This window comes from Psychrobacter sp. NZS113 (assembly GCF_015864825.1).
Taxonomy (GTDB): domain Bacteria; phylum Pseudomonadota; class Gammaproteobacteria; order Pseudomonadales; family Moraxellaceae; genus Psychrobacter.
In genome coordinates, this window is the sequence record NZ_JADYWL010000002.1 from 516478 (window position 1) to 535268 (window position 18791).

At 41.8% G+C, this 18791-nt stretch carries 12 protein-coding genes, 1 tRNA gene and 1 pseudogene; 9 read left to right on the top strand and 5 right to left on the bottom strand.

Annotation, left to right across the window (positions count from 1 at the left end; all coding sequences use genetic code 11):
* Positions 1-148: 148 nt before the first annotated feature.
* The 6 genes from I6E61_RS04895 to I6E61_RS04920 all read left to right on the top strand — a co-directional run bounded on the left by I6E61_RS04895 (position 149) and on the right by I6E61_RS04920 (position 8214).
* Entirely contained in the window at positions 149-1327 is a 1179-nt protein-coding gene (locus I6E61_RS04895) for a fatty acid desaturase (protein ID WP_197130843.1), read from the top strand.
* 181 nt (positions 1328-1508) lie between these two features.
* A complete protein-coding gene (locus I6E61_RS04900) occupies positions 1509-2975 on the top strand; it encodes a YdiU family protein (protein WP_197130675.1) in 1467 nt (488 codons plus the stop codon).
* A gap of 521 nt (positions 2976-3496) precedes the next feature.
* Positions 3497-5815 carry an NADP-dependent malic enzyme gene (locus I6E61_RS04905; RefSeq protein ID WP_197130678.1) on the top strand — a complete coding sequence of 773 codons (2319 nt, stop codon included), beginning with the start codon at positions 3497-3499 and terminating at the stop codon, positions 5813-5815.
* Positions 5816-6012: 197 nt separating this feature from the next.
* Positions 6013-7209 carry a tRNA nucleotidyltransferase gene (locus I6E61_RS04910; protein WP_197130681.1) on the top strand — a complete coding sequence of 399 codons (1197 nt, stop codon included), beginning with the start codon at positions 6013-6015 and terminating at the stop codon, positions 7207-7209.
* 21 nt (positions 7210-7230) lie between these two features.
* Complete coding sequence (locus I6E61_RS04915; RefSeq protein WP_197130684.1) at positions 7231-8043, top strand: pteridine reductase; 813 nt, start codon at positions 7231-7233, stop codon at positions 8041-8043.
* Positions 8044-8137: 94 nt separating this feature from the next.
* Positions 8138-8214 (top strand) — tRNA-Ile (locus I6E61_RS04920).
* Positions 8215-8387: 173 nt separating this feature from the next.
* Here the strand turns inward: I6E61_RS04920 and I6E61_RS14165 are convergent.
* Positions 8388-8519: pseudogene (locus I6E61_RS14165) on the bottom strand (IS1595 family transposase); the annotation flags it as partial.
* Between the two features lie 41 nt (positions 8520-8560).
* A complete protein-coding gene (locus I6E61_RS04925; protein ID WP_011514116.1) occupies positions 8561-8992 on the bottom strand; it encodes an Lrp/AsnC family transcriptional regulator in 432 nt (143 codons plus the stop codon).
* Positions 8993-9160: 168 nt separating this feature from the next.
* On the opposite strand from I6E61_RS04925, the gene I6E61_RS04930 reads away from it, so the two are divergent.
* The 3 genes from I6E61_RS04930 (at position 9161) to I6E61_RS04940 (ending at position 12969) form a co-directional block, all read left to right on the top strand.
* Positions 9161-10261: an ornithine cyclodeaminase gene (locus I6E61_RS04930; protein ID WP_197130687.1), complete on the top strand. Its 1101-nt coding sequence runs from the start codon at positions 9161-9163 to the stop codon at positions 10259-10261.
* Positions 10262-10508: 247 nt separating this feature from the next.
* Entirely contained in the window at positions 10509-11468 is a 960-nt protein-coding gene (locus I6E61_RS04935) for an arginase (RefSeq protein WP_197130690.1), read from the top strand.
* A gap of 97 nt (positions 11469-11565) precedes the next feature.
* The gene (locus I6E61_RS04940) at positions 11566-12969 is read left to right on the top strand and encodes a YjiH family protein (RefSeq protein ID WP_197130693.1); all 1404 of its coding nucleotides are present in this window, start codon (positions 11566-11568) and stop codon (positions 12967-12969) included.
* Between the two features lie 228 nt (positions 12970-13197).
* Here I6E61_RS04940 and I6E61_RS04945 read toward each other — a convergent pair whose 3' ends face one another.
* The 3 genes from I6E61_RS04945 to I6E61_RS04955 form a co-directional block, all read right to left on the bottom strand.
* Positions 13198-14883: an NAD-dependent malic enzyme gene (locus I6E61_RS04945; RefSeq protein ID WP_320158571.1), complete on the bottom strand. Its 1686-nt coding sequence runs from the start codon at positions 14881-14883 to the stop codon at positions 13198-13200.
* Between the two features lie 320 nt (positions 14884-15203).
* Entirely contained in the window at positions 15204-16955 is a 1752-nt protein-coding gene (gene dld, locus I6E61_RS04950; protein WP_197130699.1) for a D-lactate dehydrogenase, read from the bottom strand.
* Between the two features lie 35 nt (positions 16956-16990).
* On the bottom strand, positions 16991-18694 hold the full coding sequence (locus I6E61_RS04955; protein ID WP_227685678.1) for an L-lactate permease: 1704 nt from the start codon (positions 18692-18694) through the stop codon (positions 16991-16993).
* Between the last annotated feature and the right edge of the window lie 97 nt (positions 18695-18791).

Sequence of the window (18791 nt, forward strand, 5' to 3'; positions counted from 1 at the left end):
TACGCTTGTAAAAGCTGCCAGCACTCAAGTCACACGTTTTAAGACGCGTTTTGATGAGAGCAACTCACTTAATGAGCAACCAGTTGCAAAGCGCAACTACGCTGATACTGCTGTTCAAATTGATGCTCCTGAAGCTAGCAGCATCGATATGCGTGAGTTCGAATTTACCAAAGCACCAATCAATTGGATTCCAGCGTCTATATTGATAGCTACGCCTATTGCGGCTGCTGTCATTACGCCATGGTATCTGCTGACTCATGAAGTTAGCGCACCTGTGTGGGGCGTGTTTGGCGCCTTTATGGTATGGACTGGCATGAGCATTACAGCAGGCTACCATCGCTTGCTAGCGCATCGTGCTTATAAAGCGCATCCAATTGTCAAAAACTTCTTATTGCTCGGCTCTACCCTAGCGGTGCAAGGTTCTGCGTTTGACTGGGTATCAGGTCACCGTGTTCATCATCGTCATGTAGATGATCGTTTGGATGATCCGTATTCAGCAAAACGAGGATTCTGGTTCAGTCATATTGGTTGGATGCTACGTAACTACCCGAGTGGTAAATTCGATTATAAAAACATTCCTGACTTGACCAAAGACAGAACGTTGCAGATTCAGCATAAATATTACGGTTTGTGGGTAGTAGCCATGAACGTTGGTATGGTTGCTGCTGTTGGTTGGTTATTGGGTGATGTTTGGGGTACGTTGGTTATCGCGGGTCTACTGCGTTTGGTACTGACTCACCACTTTACCTTCTTCATCAACTCGTTATGCCATATGTTTGGTAGCCGTCCTTATACTGATACCAATACTGCCCGTGATAACTTCTTCTTAGCTATCTTTACTTGGGGTGAGGGTTATCACAATTACCATCACTTCTTCCAATACGATTATCGTAATGGCGTAAAATGGTGGCAGTATGATCCAACTAAATGGTTGATCGTAGGCTTATCGAAGCTTGGTCTGACCACAGACTTACGTACTGTCGATGACACTACTATCAAGCATGCTGAAGTGCAAATGCAGTTTAAAGCAGCCCAACAGCAGATTGATACGGCAGCAAGTACTGGTCTTGACCTTCCTCATGCGATGAAGAGCTTCCAAGATCGCATTAAGTTTGAATACGATGCATTTATACAGACTGTCGAAGAATGGCAAGCACTGAAAGCTCAAACCATTGAGTTGAAAAAGACAGAATATGCTGATCGCTTGCATGAAGTTGATGATAAGCTAAAGCATGACTATGCCAAGATTGAGCAAAAAATACTTGAGCATAATAGCAATCTAAAAACAGCGTTTCGCTCTATTGGATTAAACAAAAAAGCGGCTTAACTATCCACGCTATAGCGCTAGTTTGCCCTTATGACTGTAAAGCTTATCCTTCCCTCTATCCATCATGGATAGGGGGATTTTTTTCTTTAGTATTACAAGAGATGGACAGAGCGACACGATGTCATATGACGGCTATGTTATAGTAATCTCTTTATCTGATATTCAAATAGGAACGGCTCGTATGCGTTATCAAAATACCTATGTCAACCTAGACACACGCCTCTATCATGAGCAATCGCCAACGGCATTAGACAATCCACGTGCGGGTCATTTCAACACACAAGTTGCACAGCAATTGGGCTGGTCAGAAGATGACGACTTGATGACTCGTTGGGTTGACATACTCGGTGGTCAATACGTGCCAGCCGAGTTCCAACCGTTGGCCATGGCGTATGCTGGTCACCAGTTTGGACAGTGGGCAGGACAATTGGGTGATGGACGTGGCCTATTGATGGCGCAAGTACTCGATAGTAATAATCAACCGCAAGACTTGCATCTAAAAGGCGCTGGTCTCACGCCTTACTCACGGATGGGCGATGGACGCGCTGTACTGCGCAGTACCATTCGTGAGTATTTGTGTGGTCATGCGCTTACGCAATTGGATATTCCCTCCTCTAACGCTTTAGGATTTGTGGTCTCCGATACCAGAGTACGCCGTGAGCGCATCGAGGCTGGCGCGGCATTGATGCGTGTGGCTGATAGTCATATTCGACTCGGTCATATCGAATGGATCGCCAGTTTTGCCCCTGATTTGCTTGCTGAATTTGCCGACTATATGATCGACACTTATTATCCAGAGTGCCGCGATAGCGAAAAACCTATATTGGCATTTTTGACTGCTGTGGTTGAGCGTACCGCACGGATGATCGCCGACTGGCAATTGATTGGCTTTGCTCATGGTGTTATGAATACAGACAACTTATCTATTACAGGCAGTACTTTAGACTTCGGGCCGTTTGGTTTTATGGAACGATTCAACCCTGCTTGGATCAATAACCACTCCGACCACACAGGTCGATACGCTTATCAAAACCAGCCTGCTATCGGTCATTGGAATCTCAATGCTTGGTTACCACACTTTATGCGACTAGAGAGTGTCACTCGCGAGGCATTAGCAGATTGTCTGGCGCCTTATGAGGCGACCTTTATGCAGCATTATCAGCAAGGACTGTGCCGTAAACTTGGATTACCGCACGAGTCCGATAGTCTGAGACTAGCTTTTGAATGGCTGACGTTATTAGAAGATAACTTGCTTGATTATACCAATAGCTTCCGCGCGCTACTGGGATTGGTCGCGCCAAGCGCTCATCCATATGAGCAGCAGCTACTAACGGCCATGACCGCTGAGCTTAACCTTGAGGCGACACAAGTATGGCAAGAGTGGTCGACACGTTATGTGGCGCAAATACAACAACTGCCACTTGAGCAAGTTATCAACGAGATGACCAGTAATAATCCTGTTTATATACTGCGTAATAGTATGGCGCAGCGTGCCATAACGGCAGCAGAACAAGGTCAGTTTGAAGAAGTTAACCGAGTGTTTGAGTTATTGGCCAACCCTTATCATGTACAAGATATCGCCACCGATTTAGATATTGCGCCCCCTCTTCCTCATACACCGCAAGAGCCAATCAGTTGCTCATCTTAATCTAAGGCATGTCCTCAATTCAAACGATAGTCATCTAACTGGGCTAAAGACGGCTAAATTTTGCCAACCGTCGTCAAATAGTTAGTTAATATTACGATATAAACCAACTATTTTCCTCGTTTGACGGCAATACATCTCATTTTTATCTTCATTTTTGAAATGAGGACATACCCTAGTCTATCATTCTGTAATATTTTGAAACATTATGGGGTTAAGGTTGGTATTTGGCTCTGTTTTTTGGCATCATCAACGAGATAAATAATGAATATCATTTCATTATATTGTTCGGACAATTCACGGCTATTGACTAGGCGTGAATTGTCAATAGTGCTAGAATGACAGTTTTTGCTAAATTACATTTTTAAGCCTGTCTTTAATCGTTGATTACTATGTCTGTGATCATCAGTTTTTTAATGTCAATGCACCCTTAGATTATGATCATTCCATGATTTTTTGAGGGTAAAACGTTATTTTTATCTCCATTTACTTTATTCCAATTTATTCCAACCATGGCAATTATTATGAATGACGATACCCATTTGAATACGGATCACCTTACGACAGAAAAAGAGCAGTTTGAACAAGCTGCCTTGCATTACCATGAGTTTCCACGCCCAGGTAAAATCTCAGTCACGCCTACTAAACAGCTGGCTAACCAACGCGATTTAGCGCTTGCTTACTCACCTGGTGTAGCGGTTCCTTGTCTCGAAATTGAAAGAGACCCGACATTGGCAGCTAAGTACACTGCACGTAGCAACTTGGTTGGTGTCATTACCAACGGTACTGCGGTACTGGGCCTAGGTAATATCGGTCCATTGGCATCAAAACCTGTCATGGAAGGTAAAGGCGTTCTATTCAAAAAATTCGCAGGTATTGATGTTTTTGATATTGAAATTGCACAGAATGATCCAGACAAATTCATCGAAGCGGTCGCCTCTCTTGAGCCTACTTTCGGTGGTATCAACCTAGAAGATATCAAAGCACCAGAATGTTTCAAAATTGAGCGTGAATTGCGTAAGCGCATGAACATCCCTGTATTCCATGATGATCAACATGGTACGTCAATCATCGTTGCTGCAGCGATGCTCAACGCGTTATTGATTACTGGTAAAAAAATCGAAGAAATTAAAGTGGTTTGTTCGGGTGCCGGTGCCGCTGCTATTTCTTGTTTAGACATCATTTGCGCACTTGGTGTGAACAAAAACAATATCTTTGTTTCAGATTCACGCGGTATCATCACCACCATTCGTGAAAATCTTGACGAAACCAAACAGCGCTATGCACGTGAGACGACTGCGACCACTATCGAAGAAGTCATGGACGATGTCGATATGTTCTTGGGTTTATCTATGCCTGGTACATTGTCTGAAGACATGGTTCGCCGTATGGCTAAAGACCCTATTGTCTTTGCACTTGCCAACCCAACGCCTGAAATCATGCCAGAATTGGCACATGCCGTACGTCCAGACGTCATCATGGCAACAGGTCGCTCAGACTATCCAAACCAAGTAAACAACGCACTATGCTTCCCTTATATATTCCGTGGTGCACTAGATGTTGGTGCGACTACTGTCAACGAAGAAATGAAAGTTGCTTGTGTAAAAGCAATCGCTGCGATGGCACACGTTGAAGCAACGCCAACTGCAAGCGTTAGAAACATCGAAAAAATGCAAAGCTTCGGTCGTGACTACTTAATTCCAGGACCTCTAGAGCCAAATCTAATCATTGAGATTGCTTCTGCCGTTGCTCAAGCTGCTATGGATTCAGGCGTTGCCACATTGCCTATCGATGACATGCAAGCCTATCGTCAGCGTCTGTCTGAGTTTGTATATAACTCTGCGTTTGTGATGAAGCCAATCTTTGCTCGTGCCAAATCTGATCCAAAACGTATTGTCTACTGTGAAGGTGAAGACAACAATATCTTGCTCGCTGTGCAAGTGGTCGTTGATGAGAAACTAGCGAAGCCTATCTTAGTTGGTCGTCCTTCAGTGATTGAAGCCAATATCGAAAAACTGGGCTTGCGTCTAAAAGATGGCGAGAACATTACCATCGTCAACGTTGATGATGACCCTCGTTATAAAGACTACTGGCAGGGCTACTATGAGCAAAACAAACGTCGCGGTGTCAGCATCGAGCTTGCGCGCCGTGATGTTCGTCGCAAGACCACATTGATTGGCTCGTTATTGGTCGAAAATGGTGCAGCAGATGGCATGGTATGCGGTACGTTTGGCCATTACCAGTTGCACCTAAAATACGTTGAAAGCGTCATTGGCAAAAAAGAAGGCATGAACGACTTCTATGCTATGAATGCGGTACTCATGCAAGATCGCAATATTTTCATCGCGGACACCTATATCCACGAAGATCCAACGGCTGAACAGCTGGCTGAAATGACAGTGTTGGCAGTTGACCAATTACGTCGCTTCGGTATCACGCCACGTGTCGCGCTAGTGTCTCATTCTAACTTTGGTGCATCAAACCGTACCAGCGCTGTTAAAATGCGCAAGGTATACCAGATACTGACAGATATGAATGTAAACTTTGAGTTTGATGGCGAGATGCAAGGTGATGCGGCTCTGAATGAGCATATTCGTCTAAACGACATGCCATCAAGCCCATTAAAAGGTGCAGCGAACTTGCTCATCTTACCAACACTTGATGCGTCGAACATTGCCTTCAACCTGCTTAAAACAGCAACTGGCAGTGCTTCTATTGGCCCTATCCTATTGGGTACCAATAAGCCAGTACACATCTTGACACCATCAGCGACTGCGCGTGGTATCGTCAACATGACTGCACTGACAGTGACTGAAGCTCAAGACTTAGAAAGCGAAAAATAGTCATCTATCATATGCAATATGATTAAGACGGGTTCTATCATCCACTGACAGAACCCGTCTGCTATACTAAAACCAGTCAATGCGACTTATAAAGCATTGGCTGTTTTTTTTGATCAATGAAAACTGAGCTGATGATAATTTAATCAATACAGCGATGATAAATACAATGACATTTTGCTAAATAAACAGAGGCTTTTATGCAAATATACCTTGTGGGCGGAGCTGTTCGTGATCGACTCCTAAAGCGTCCTATCAAAGATAAAGACTTTGTAGTCGTTGGTGCAACTGTCGCAGAAATGATTGACGCAGGCTTCCAGCAAGTCGGTGCAGACTTCCCTGTGTTTTTGCATCCTAACAGTCATGAAGAGTACGCACTGGCACGTACGGAACGAAAGCAAGGGTTAGGCTATCAAGGCTTTAGCGTACATGTCACTCCTGATGTAAGCCTAGAAGATGATTTGCAACGTCGCGATTTGACAATCAATGCCATGGCAATAGAAGTCACCAGCCTTAATGATGACACCCCTATCAATGGTCATGTCATTGACTATTATGGTGGACTAGCTGATATAAAAAGCAAGACCTTGCGCCATGTATCAAGTGCATTTAGCGAAGACCCACTACGGGTGCTGCGAACGGCTCGTTTCTATAGTCGTTACTACGATTTGGGGTTCAGTATCGCAGAGGATACCTTGAACTTAATGCGCCAACTGGTTGACTCTGGAGAGCTTAGTCATCTAAGTAGCGAACGCATTTGGCAAGAGTCGAGTCGCGCAACCATGCAGTTATCACCGCAAGTCTACTGGCAAAAATTGTTTGAGATTGGCGCACTCACAGAGTATTTTGCACCTTTGCATCATGCTTGGGCTGATACTCAGATACGAGAGAATGTACAGACCGCGCTATATTTTGCAGGGCAAATGCAGCTTAATTTGTCACAGCGTTGGGCACTGCTAATGAGTAGCCTTAACCCGTCTCTATTTACCTCAGAGCCTACAGATGAAAACGCTAATTCAGCAGCTAGTCTAAGAGAAATTAATAGCATAGGTAACATTGCCAAAGTGCCAAAAGCACATACCCAGTTTGCCAACTTATTCGTGCAACAAGCCGAAAATCTCAGCAAGACAAATCGTCTTAGTGCTGCTGAAAAAATCGACCTTATACAAACTTGCGGCGCTCATAAAGAGCCTGATAAATTGTCTCAATTACTCGTATGTAGTCATGTCCTACAACTGGCAGTACAACACCGTCAAATGATGATAGCGCTAAATAGCTTTCATGCTATCGGCATGATAGATATAGCACCAGACCTCAAAGGCCCAGCTATTGGTGCGGCATTGCAGCAGGCTAGAATTGAGCACTTGCAAGTACAGAACTCACATAAAAAACATTAGAGAGCAGATAGTATCTTCACTATGAATCAAACCATCAACGCCCTCCAATCAGAAAATTTCAATACCAAAGCGCCAGTGATGCTCGTCACGGGGAGTGCCAAGCGTATTGGCGCCGCGATTATTAAAGCAGCTCACAGCCAAGGCTATCGAGTCATTATTCATTGTCATCATAGTGAATCAGAAGCCCAAGTATTGGCCACACAGCTGAATAGTCTGCGTGCGGATAGTGCAGCGCTTATCATCGCCGATTTAGCCGTCGTTGATGATAGCAACGCTTTGAGTACACTCGGCAAAAATATTGTAGAGACCTTTGGCCAGCTCGATGTATTGGTACACAATGCTTCTCGCTTTTACCCTAGCCCACTTGGCAGTATTAATCACGCACAGTGGGACGAGCTATTTTTGACAAATGCCAAAGCGCCTTTATTATTGAGCCAAGCACTATTTCCTTACCTTAAAAATCAGCAAGGTTGTATTATCAGCCTTCTGGACATTCACGCGCACGATAAGCCGTTTAGCAATTATACTGTCTACAATATGGCAAAAGCGGCTCATCGTATGATGGTACAGTCTTTAGCACTTGAGATGGCACCAGAGGTACGGGTCAATGGTGTCGCACCTGGCGTCAATATCTTACCTGATGCTAATAGCGACCAAGCATTGGATCATGATCGGCAACGAAGTATCATCGGCTCAATCCCTATGCAGCGCATAGGTCGACCTGATGAAATTGCCCATAGCGTGCTGTATCTTGTGCAGGCCCATTATCTCACTGGTGAGATAATTACTGTTGATGGTGGTCGCAGTCTAACCCTAGCTGGTGGTCAAGTTTAATAGAAAATGGCACTTCATGAGAAATATCTTGATAATGGCCCATTTTTTGCTTGAAAAATTCAAAAAATCAGGTATCATTGTCCGTCTAGCGTTAGGGCCCATAGCTCAGTTGGTTAGAGCAGAGGACTCATAATCCTTTGGTCGTAGGTTCAAGTCCTACTGGGCCCACCAAATTCAAACCCTTACAGTCATTGACTGATAAGGGTTTTTTATTGTCTAAATTTTAGTAAAATACAATATAGTCAGTTCGATATAAATCAGTTCGATATAAAGTTGATACAGTCCATGTCAGACAACAGTTTATCTAGCGGCTGTCCTAGATAGCTAGTTCAGTTCCTTTGGACTCACTGTTTTAACTGATGTAATTGACGTTTTGGGTCACTGTCGTTAAAACGCCACTCACATTCCTCTAAAAATAGATGTAAACGCTCGTTTGGGATGCCATTATGTTTACACATATGTCGCTTGGCTTGGCTCCTTCGACTGTGCTGAACATATTTTTCTGGATATGCCTATATTACAAACTTGACAGCAGAACACTGGTTTCACTATTCAGAATGCCGTCAATTTCTCTTACTTGACGCAGCACTTCATCAAACTCTCTCAAGCTTGTGGTGTGTATTTCTGCAACCAAATCCCACGCCCCATTGGTCGTATGTAGCTTAATCAGTTGCGGGATACCCCGCAGTTTCCTAATCACTTGTGACGTAGACTTTCCTGTTACTTCAATCATCATCATCGCTTTGACGGTTTCTTTATCTAGTGCTTCATGCACTCGAATCGTAAATCCTAAAATAGCGCCATTATGAATCAATCTATCCAATCTGTTTTGGACAGTGGCACGAGAGACTTTGAGTTTTTTAGCAAGGTTTGAGATGGTTGCTCGACCATCTTGTCGCAGTTCAGATATCAGTTCGCTATCTAAAGAGTCATAAGTGTAATACGCCATAAAAATGCTTCCTTCATTGAGTTTTGACATTATGCTAAGTAGCACCTAACAATTTGTCAAAAATACGTCCATATTTAGTAAGTTATTGACATTTTAACTGACAATTATAATTGGTAGCATATTAATTGTCGGTTCAACAAACAATATTCATGAAAAGGAACAGCATTAATGTCTAAATTTATCGTATCACCCAAGGAAGGCGTGCCATTCGTTAGTGTACAAGCGATGGCTAAAATGATTCATGATTATGGCGTTGAGCAATGTATTACAGATCTAGTAAATGCTTTAGAGCAAGATTATCTTCGTTGGGATCAATTTGAAAAATCTTCTCGCTTTGCTTCGCATTCAAAAGACGGTGTCATCGAGCTGATGCCAGTCAGTGATGGAGAGATGTTTGCCTGCAAGTATGTCAATGGTCACCCAATCAATACCACACGAAACTTGCAGACCGTAGCTGCGATGGGTATCTTGTCTGACGTCGAAAATGGCTATCCTATTTTACTGACAGAGATGTGTATCCTGACGGCGTTACGTACGGCTGCCACATCAGCTATGTTGGCCAAACATTGTGCACCAAAAGGCGTTACAAAACTGGCGTTAATAGGAAACGGCGCTCAGTCTGAATTTCAAGCCTTGGGTATGAAAGCCATCATGGGTATCTCAGAAGTTCGTTTGTATGATATTGATCCAGCGGCATCACAGAAAACGGCTGACAACCTTGCAGACTCAGGTCTGAAAGTGATTGTTTGTCGTACGTTAGAGGAAGCTGTTTTAGGTGCAGAGATCATTACTACCTGTACGGCTGACAAAACCAATGCCACTATTTTACGGGACGATATAATCACAAAAGGTGTTTATATCAATGCGATAGGCGGTGATTGTCCTGGTAAAACAGAGCTAGATAGCAATATATTAATGCGAGCAGATCATGTGATTGTAGAGTTTGAGCCTCAGACACGCGTTGAAGGAGAGATTCAAAATCTATCAAGCGACTTCCCTGTTACTGAATTTCATCGCATCCTCAAAGGTGAAGTGCAAGCTCGAAAGTCAGCTGATGATCTAATCGTGTTTGATGGCGTTGGTTTTGCCTCAGAAGACTTTACGGCGTTGGTATTTTTACGCGACTTGATCAAAAAGCAGGGCGGGTATGAGATTTTAGATCTGATACCTCAGCAAGCTGACCCTAAAAACTTATATTCGGTAGTGAAAGGCCATAGCAAAAATCATAGCCTAGTGACGAATGAAGCTGAATCTGTGGCTATGTCGTAAGTGATTAATACAATCGCTATTCATATAGCAGTAATTAATACAAGAAAATGATAAGATTTTCTCATTTTTTATAACGTTTAAAACCAACATTGTTTTTTAAGTTTTTTCTATATTTAGTATGGCTCTTGAACACTTGTGGATATTTTTATTTTTTAAATCTATCTGCTAATTTTCAAGAGCTTTACTATATAAAAATTAATTTAATTTAAATGATGTAAAAATTATTTTATTTAATAGAGACAAAATCATGACTGATATGATGAAAAATATAAGAATAGTAGAAGTTTATTCAGATATTGCAGGATATAAAAAAGGTGCCTCTCTAGGTATTGATGCATTAAAAGCGTCATCGAAAGAACTTAATGCAGATTATTTTGAAAAATTGCAATTCGACAGTATTGAAGATGATAGCAACAGTGAGGGGGAATCACAATTTGCGCATGCAAAGTATGCTGATGTGATTGAACCGATTATCTCTAAATTAGCACATAAAATAAAAGATATAAGAAATGAGAATAAATTTCCCATTGTCTTAGCTGGAGATCATTCTAGCTGCGCAGGAACGATGCACGGCCTAAAAATGGCGCATCCTGATGCTGAAATTGGTGTGGTCTATATAGACGCACATGCTGACTTTCATTCGCCCTATACCAGTGGATCAGGAAACATGCATGGAATGCCTTTGGCCATGGCGTGTGCCATTGACAATCTAGAATGCCAGCGCAATGAGCTTTCTGAAAAAGAAAAAGAGTATTGGGAAAAACTGAAATTTATGGCATCTGATGAACCCTCAATCAAGCCAGAAAATGTGGTCTTTTGTGCCGTTAGAGACTATCAAGAAGAAGAGATGGATTTAATTAGAAGACATAAAATCCCTTTATATAGTGTTGCTGAGATAACTCAAAAAGGCATCAGTTCTACAGTAGAGGAAATCTTTAAGAAGCTAGAATATTGTGATCATATTTATGTGTCGTTTGATGTTGATAGTGTAGATCCTTTGTACGTGCCAGGAACCGGTACGCCTGCAATGAATGGTCTGTCATACGAACAAGCCATGCAACTTAACATAGAGCTAATCAAAAATAAGAAAGTATGCTGTTGGGAAATGGCAGAAATCAATCCTTTGTATAATAATTCAAAAGATGATTCAAACAGAATATTTAAAATTTTAGAAAAAGTGACGCAGTCTCTTTTAAAGAATTACTAATATTAAATATTTAAAATGAGTTAAAGCATCTAGCCCAAATGTATTTATTGCAAATATTTTTAGGCTAGTTAAAAAATGGACTGCGAGTAACAATAATATGGACATTATTAAATCTAGTTCTTCAAGTCAAGATATTAGCAGTATCAGTACCAGACAGTTTTTAAAATTCTTTATACCCTCTATAATAGGTCTGTTGCTCTTCGTATTTCCAATCCCCTATGTGGATGGTAAATTTGTGTCATATGCAGAAGGATTTACCATTCCTATCTCTGTGTTAAAGGATTATATACAGGGTTATATGGGTGATATTTTACCCTTGCTTGTTGTAGTCTCCATTATGGTTACGCTGTGTTGTACGCTATATACTAAGGTCATGAAGCCTTCATTGATTCTAAACAATGCCTTTTTAAACAACTTACTGAACGTCACAACACCTTGGCTCATCATTAGAATGCTTGGTGCATTCTTTGTTGTGGTTACCTATTTTAAATTTGGGTTTGAGGCAATATATTCAGATAATATCGGTGGATTAATATTATATGAATTAATGCCCATACTTTTTATCGTATTTTTCTTGGCTGGGTTGTTGCTACCACTACTGCTTGATTTTGGCTTATTAGAGTTCTTTGGTGTTTTATTAAGTAAAGTGATGAGACCTCTATTCGGTTTGCCCGGTAGGTCCTCTGTAGATTGTTTGACGTCATGGTTGGGTGATGGAACTATCGGCGTATTATTAACTGATAAACAATTGGAAGGTGGGTTTTATACCAAAAAAGAAGCGGCAGTTATTGCTACCAGTTTTTCAGCAGTCTCGATTACATTCTGCTTGGTTGTCATCTCTCAGGTTAAGCTAGAAACCTACTTTCTCAATATGATTGGGGTGGTTGCTTTATGCGGGATTGTTTGTGCCTTAATCGTACCAAGGCTGTTACCTTTATCTAGAATTGAAGATACGTATGTAGTAGAAAATAGTGATAGAGATCATGAAACCATCCCTGAAGGAAAAACATTATTTACGCACAGCTTGCATAAAGCGGTTCACAAAGCAGAAAAGAGTCCAAGCTTTTCTACCTTCTTAAAGGATGGGTTAAAAAATATTTTAGATATGTGGATCGGAATATTACCCGTCGTTATGGCAATCGGGACGATGGGCTTAATCGTTGCAGAAGAAACACCCGTGTTTGATTATTTGGGTATGCCGTTTATCCCACTCTTAGAGTTACTGAATATACCTTTTGCGGTAGAGATGTCAAAAACCATTATGGTAGGTTTTGCAGATATGTTTTTACCTGCGATTATCGGCTCTTCAATAGAATCAGAATTGACCCGATTTGTCATCGCTTGCTTGTCAGTATCTCAATTGATTTATATGTCGGAAGTGGGCGGATTGATTTTAGGAACGAAGATTCCAGTTAGCTTTTTTCAGTTATTAATAATCTTCCTATTAAGAACCATTATCTCATTACCGATTATTGCATTATGTGCGCACATGATTTTTTAAATAAAATTATTTGAAAGCTGACTGCACAACGTCTAAATAAGATAATCAGCAAAAAACCACCTATCAAGGTGGTTTTTTGCTATTAAAATCAGGCTATTTACAAACTTGTCGTTTTACAAAGCCGACTACCCTCTCCAACATGACAGGCTTATCAATTATCTTTTTCATTCAGTATGTTGCTTAGATAATTTGTCCAGTATTGAGTTTTGTTATATCTAATTTATAAACCTAGAAAGAAGTACGGCGATAGTTACGATATTCAGGTAACCAAAAATTCGCTTTCAATCGGCGTTGTAAATTCTCCGACGTGATAGGTAGTGCCAGCTTATCTTGAACTGCTTGCAATGCCACTGCATAAGCTATTTTTTCACTGATCTCTCTGATAACTTTGATAGGCGGTAGTATGGCACCTGGTGCTTTTTCGTATTCCATTGATATATCTGCAAGCGCTTGGCTTGCCGCCATTAGCATATTATCGCTGATACCCGTCGCCCGTGCTGCTAAAACACCCAGACCGATACCGGGGAAAATATAGCTGTTATTACACTGAGAAACCTCAAAAGACTGACCGTTAAAAGTAGTATGAGGAAAAGGACTACCGGTTGCAATAATTGCCTTACCCTTACTCCAATTAGTCACTTCTTGCGGTGTTGCTTCCACACGAGACGTTGGATTTGAAAGAGGCAGTACAATTGGGTTTTCAGTATTCACACACAAGGCTTCGATCACCTCTTGGGTGAACAGACCTTTTTGTCCGCTAACACCAAATAATACAGTGATTTTTGCTTGTTTAACCACTTGCGCTAAACCTAGCTTCTGACTTTTGTCCCAGTGCTCAATAGCAGATTGCTTTTGCACTAATGGTTCTTGGAATTTTTGTAGCTCTGTCATGCTATCAATAAGCAGGCCATAACGATCAACCATAAACACTTGGCTGCGCGCCTGCTCTTCAGTCAACCCTTCACGCTGCATTTGGCGAATGATATGCTCAGCAATACCACAACCAGCAGATCCTGCCCCTAAAAATGCTATTTTTTGCTGACTTAGTTTCTGACCTTTATTTAGGCACGCTGCAATCAAAGCACCGACCGAAACCGCAGCAGTCCCTTGAATATCATCATTGAAGCAGCATAATTGGTCACGATATCTATTCAATAACGGGGTGGCGTTGCCCTGTGCAAAGTCTTCAAATTGCAATAACACCTCTGGCCAACGACGCTTAACGGCTTGAATAAATAAATCGACAAACTCATTATACTCATCACCAGAGATGCGTGGATTTCTCCAACCCATGTACATAGGATCGTCAAGTAGCTGTTGGTTATTGGTGCCGACATCCAGCAAAATAGGGAGACAATAAGCAGGACTGATGCCACCACAAGCCGTGTACAAAGCTAACTTACCAATGGGAATACCCATACCACCAATACCTTGATCGCCTAGGCCTAATATACGTTCGCCGTCAGTGACAACGATCACTTTAACATTTTGTTTGGTGGCATTTTGCAGCATGTCATCGATTTGATGGCGCTCAGGATATGAGATAAACAGACCCCGTTTACGGCGATAAATTTGCGAGAATTTTTCACACGCTTGACCAACTGTTGGCGTATAAATGAGCGGCATAACTTCTTCGATATGCTGCTCAATTAGATGGTGAAATAAGGTTTCATTGGTATCTTGTATATTACGCAAGTAAATATGCTTATCCATATCATTAGTGAATGAGCGCAGTTGGTGATAAGCACGTAATGATTGCTCTTCAATCGTCTCAATGTTATGAGGTAACAGTCCCGTTAAATTAAAACTATCACGTTCTTCTGATGAAAAAGCACTCCCTTTATTCAGTAAAGAGGTCTCTAGTAGAGCTGGTCCAGCAATGGGAATATATAAAGGACGCTTGTTTGACATAATGAAATCTTCTTATTAAAGGCTTATGAGTAGGAACTATGCTAGTGCTGCATTATACATAGCATCAGCCTATATTTAACAATAGATAACAAATCATTTGAGTAAGCATGGCTCTAAACTTGATTACTCATACACATGACTGGAAATAATGTCATTTTATCTAAAGGGCAATGAAATGCGTCGATGACCAAGTCAACATTAATAAAGCACTACCAATCGATAGTGCTTCTAGGGTGTATTGAACGTTTCTAATAAATAAGCATTGGGCTACTTTTACTTAACCACTTATAAGTAAGCAATCCAGTGCTAGTTTAAGATTTCAATTATAAACAGCACGAGCAGTTACGCTTAGTTTTAGACATTTTGCCAACACCTGGATTAAACGTATTCGTTGGGTCTAGGCTTTTATAGAAATTTTGCAAATCAGGCTCTGCTTCGTATAGATGCCCCACATTATGCTCAGCAGGATATTTTGCACCGCGTTCATTCAACAGCTCTAACATCATTTTCTTAACAAGATGTGCATCACTACCCTTCTTCAAAATATAGTCTTGATGAAACACATAACAAAAGAAATGTCCGTAATAAAGCTTCATCTCTAAGTGTTGTGTGATTTCTTCAGGTAGGGTTTCAAGCCATTCTAATTCATTACGTGGTATGGCAATATCCAGCGCTAATATCTCACCCACTTCTTTTTCGTGTATGACTTCATATCTCAATGCAGCACCTGCCGCAGCAAAACGATGTAAAAAAGCACTTTCTGATTCTTCCTGACTACATTCAAAATAGTTGCCCGTGTCTGAAGCGTCAAAAAATGACTTCAGAAAATTTTGTGCTTCCTCTATACCTTCATCACTCATTTTTAAGATGAGATGATGCTCATATTGGTCGCGGTACTCCATCATGCGCTTCGGTAAATGCTTTGGAAATATATTGGCGATGAACTGCATGACTTTGTCAGTGAAATGCTTTGGCATCCATGACCATTTATGGAATTTTGCATCCATAGCGCCTTTGATAGAAAACAGTCTAGGTAAGGCATTTGTACCGAGATGCTTAATACTTAAGAACGTGTCTTTACCGTATTTAGCGGATACATCGAATATATCGCGATGCATGTACTCACCCACTTCAGGAATATTATCGAAGCTTGATAGTATCTCCCGTCGCAACTGTGCAAGCTCACTCACACTATTGGTGCCGATGTAGAAGGTTTTCTCTCTTGCAGCGGTTGGATACGTATCAAGACGTACTGCAAATACCGCAAGCTTGCCAGCACAACCACTGGCTTCATAAAGTCGTCGCTTGTCCGCATTAAAACGGCTCGGCGTACTTGCGTCAACGTCTTTCACTCTGGCGATATACTCTTTGTCAGATGCAAGCTTGCTAGTGTCAGGTAGCTTTCTTTTATCAAAATTACCTGTTTGCAAGTTAGTAAGTATTTCTTCTGGAGTGTCGCCCAATTCTACGTCTAGATGATTGACTAGCACCAGTTGACCGTGTTTATTTATTTGGGCAAACAAAGCAAGCTCAGTATAAGCAGGACCTCTTTTCACCAGAGCCCCACCTGAGTTGTTAGAGACACCACCAATAATAGACGCACCTAATGTCGAGGAACCGATGACGGAGTGAGGCGCCCTATTTACGGCCTTAAGCCGACTCTGCAATTGATGCAATGTCGCTCCAGGCAGGCTAATCACTTGCTCGTTATCATTCACCAAATACAACTGGTTCATTGCAAGGGTTTTGATAACAACCACTGGTCTATCGTAGTCATTACCGCTCGGTGTTGAGCCTTCCGTCAGTCCTGTTTTTGCCGCTTGCATGATAATAATGCAATCGCCTTCGACGCACACTTCTAGACTACGCCAAATCTCCAGCAATGTTTGCGGAAATAACACAGCCAAAGCATTGCCGCCACCAGAACGCCACCCCATTCTATAGTGTTCGTTTTTCTCTGGATCAGCCTGTACATTACTAGCACCCAGTAAATGCGTGAGCTTATCTAGTACCTGATCAGGACTGATTGTGTCCGGATACGTTATATTTGATGAGAAAAGGTTTGATGAAGCCATATGATGCTCCTTATCTTGTGATTGCGTGTCACTCATTATGCTAGAGGCCCTTGAAAACCAAAGAGGTAAATGGCAGCCATGACAATGATGCCACAGAACAACACATAATAGAGGGTAGGTAAAATAGTACGCCTAAGTGTGGCACCTTCCATACCGAGTAGACCCACCGTTGCTGATGCAGCCACCACATTATGTATGGCAATCATATTACCGGCTGCGGCACCAACTGCTTGAGCTGCGATGATCAATGAAGGTGAAATATGTAAGCTCATGGCGGCTTCATATTGGAATTGACTGAACATCATATTAGATACGGTATTAGAGCCCGCGATAAAGGCACCTAACGCTCCAATGGTTGCACTGATCAATGGAAAAGCACTGCCAAAAGTACCCGCAAATAACTCTGCACTAGCGACTGGCATACTTGCCACATCTGATAAGTTTACGCCTGAATTAATAAAAATCCTAACCATTGGAATCGTGAAGATAAGAACAAATCCAGCCCCTAGTACAGTTTTACCTGACTCTTTGAATGCACTGCTTAGTGCACTGCCTGATTTTTTGGTTTGAAAAGCTGCGGCAACCAAGGCGCTGATTAATAACAAGCCGCCTGGTAAGTATAAAGGGCTAAAACTGGCACTGATATCTGCCTCACTCAAAATCGAGGTTAGGTCTACTGTTGCGCTGTTAAGCAAAGACTGAAAACCTGTTAATACTCTTGAACACACCAGTAAGAGGGCAACCAGTAAATAAGGGAACCATGCCATAACCACGGACATCTTTTTACCATTTGAACTCGGTTTCAAGTCTTCCTTACTGACCACCAATTTACCAAGCCATTCATTTGGCCAGCTTTTTTTCGGTTCAAAATCCCATGTGGTTTTTGGTACCAAAAACCCTTTCTTAGCAGCATTAACAACGATAGCAATACTGACCAAACCACCGACTAGTGACGGAAACTCGGGCCCTAAAAAGACACCTGTTAGGGTATAAGGAATCGTAAATGCCAAGCCAGCGAATATAGCAAATGGCCAGATTTCGAAGCCTTCTTTCCAGCTTTTGTTTTTTCCAAAAAAACGCGTGAGCATCATCACCATAAAAAGTGGCATAAATGTACCAATGACACCGTGCATAATAGCGACTTGGCTGGTAATCAGTTGTAAAAAGTCACCCCACTCTAGTCCTTGTTGTGCCAGTTGGGCGCTAATGGCTACTGTATCTAACCCCTTGTTTACTCCAATAACGATAGGCGTACCGACTGCACCAAATGATACCGGCGTACTTTGTATCATCATTCCCATTAACACTGCACCCAATGCCGGAAAGCCTATTGCGACGAGTAAAGGTGCTGCAATAGCGGCAGCTGTACCAAAGCCGGCAGCCCCCTCAAGAAAGCAGCCAAAGCACCATGCAATAATAATGGCTTGCACTCGCCTATCTGGCGATACATTGGTAAACCCAGCACGGATAACAGCAATGGCACCAGTATGTTTTAGGGTATTGAGTAAAAAAATAGCACCGAATACGATCCACAATACTGAAACGGTAATAACCAAACCCTGAATAATAGATGAGGACACGCGATTAAGCGTCATATCCCATACAAAGAGGGCAAGCGCGGCAGTAACGGCTAAAATAATTGGCATGGTTTTTTTGGCTGACCACTGCAAGCCTATCAGAAAAACACCACAGAGAATGATTGGTAGTAATGCCAGCAGCCCATATATTGTTTGATTCAAAATCATATCCTTTTTATCGTGTAATCTTCCTTGAACAAAGTCATCTAAATATTTATTTTTATGGCTTATTTTTCATAACTTAATGATGGCTGAGGTA

Coding starts and splice junctions, on each gene's coding strand:
- I6E61_RS04895 (WP_197130843.1), top strand. CDS start 149: ATGCGTGAGTTCGAATTTACCAAAGCACCAATCAATTGGATTCCAGCG.
- I6E61_RS04900 (WP_197130675.1), top strand. CDS start 1,509: ATGCGTTATCAAAATACCTATGTCAACCTAGACACACGCCTCTATCAT.
- I6E61_RS04905 (WP_197130678.1), top strand. CDS start 3,497: ATGAATGACGATACCCATTTGAATACGGATCACCTTACGACAGAAAAA.
- I6E61_RS04910 (WP_197130681.1), top strand. CDS start 6,013: ATGCAAATATACCTTGTGGGCGGAGCTGTTCGTGATCGACTCCTAAAG.
- I6E61_RS04915 (WP_197130684.1), top strand. CDS start 7,231: ATGAATCAAACCATCAACGCCCTCCAATCAGAAAATTTCAATACCAAA.
- I6E61_RS04925 (WP_011514116.1), bottom strand. CDS start 8,992: ATGGCGTATTACACTTATGACTCTTTAGATAGCGAACTGATATCTGAA.
- I6E61_RS04930 (WP_197130687.1), top strand. CDS start 9,161: ATGTCTAAATTTATCGTATCACCCAAGGAAGGCGTGCCATTCGTTAGT.
- I6E61_RS04935 (WP_197130690.1), top strand. CDS start 10,509: ATGACTGATATGATGAAAAATATAAGAATAGTAGAAGTTTATTCAGAT.
- I6E61_RS04940 (WP_197130693.1), top strand. CDS start 11,566: ATGGACATTATTAAATCTAGTTCTTCAAGTCAAGATATTAGCAGTATC.
- dld (WP_197130699.1), bottom strand. CDS start 16,955: ATGGCTTCATCAAACCTTTTCTCATCAAATATAACGTATCCGGACACA.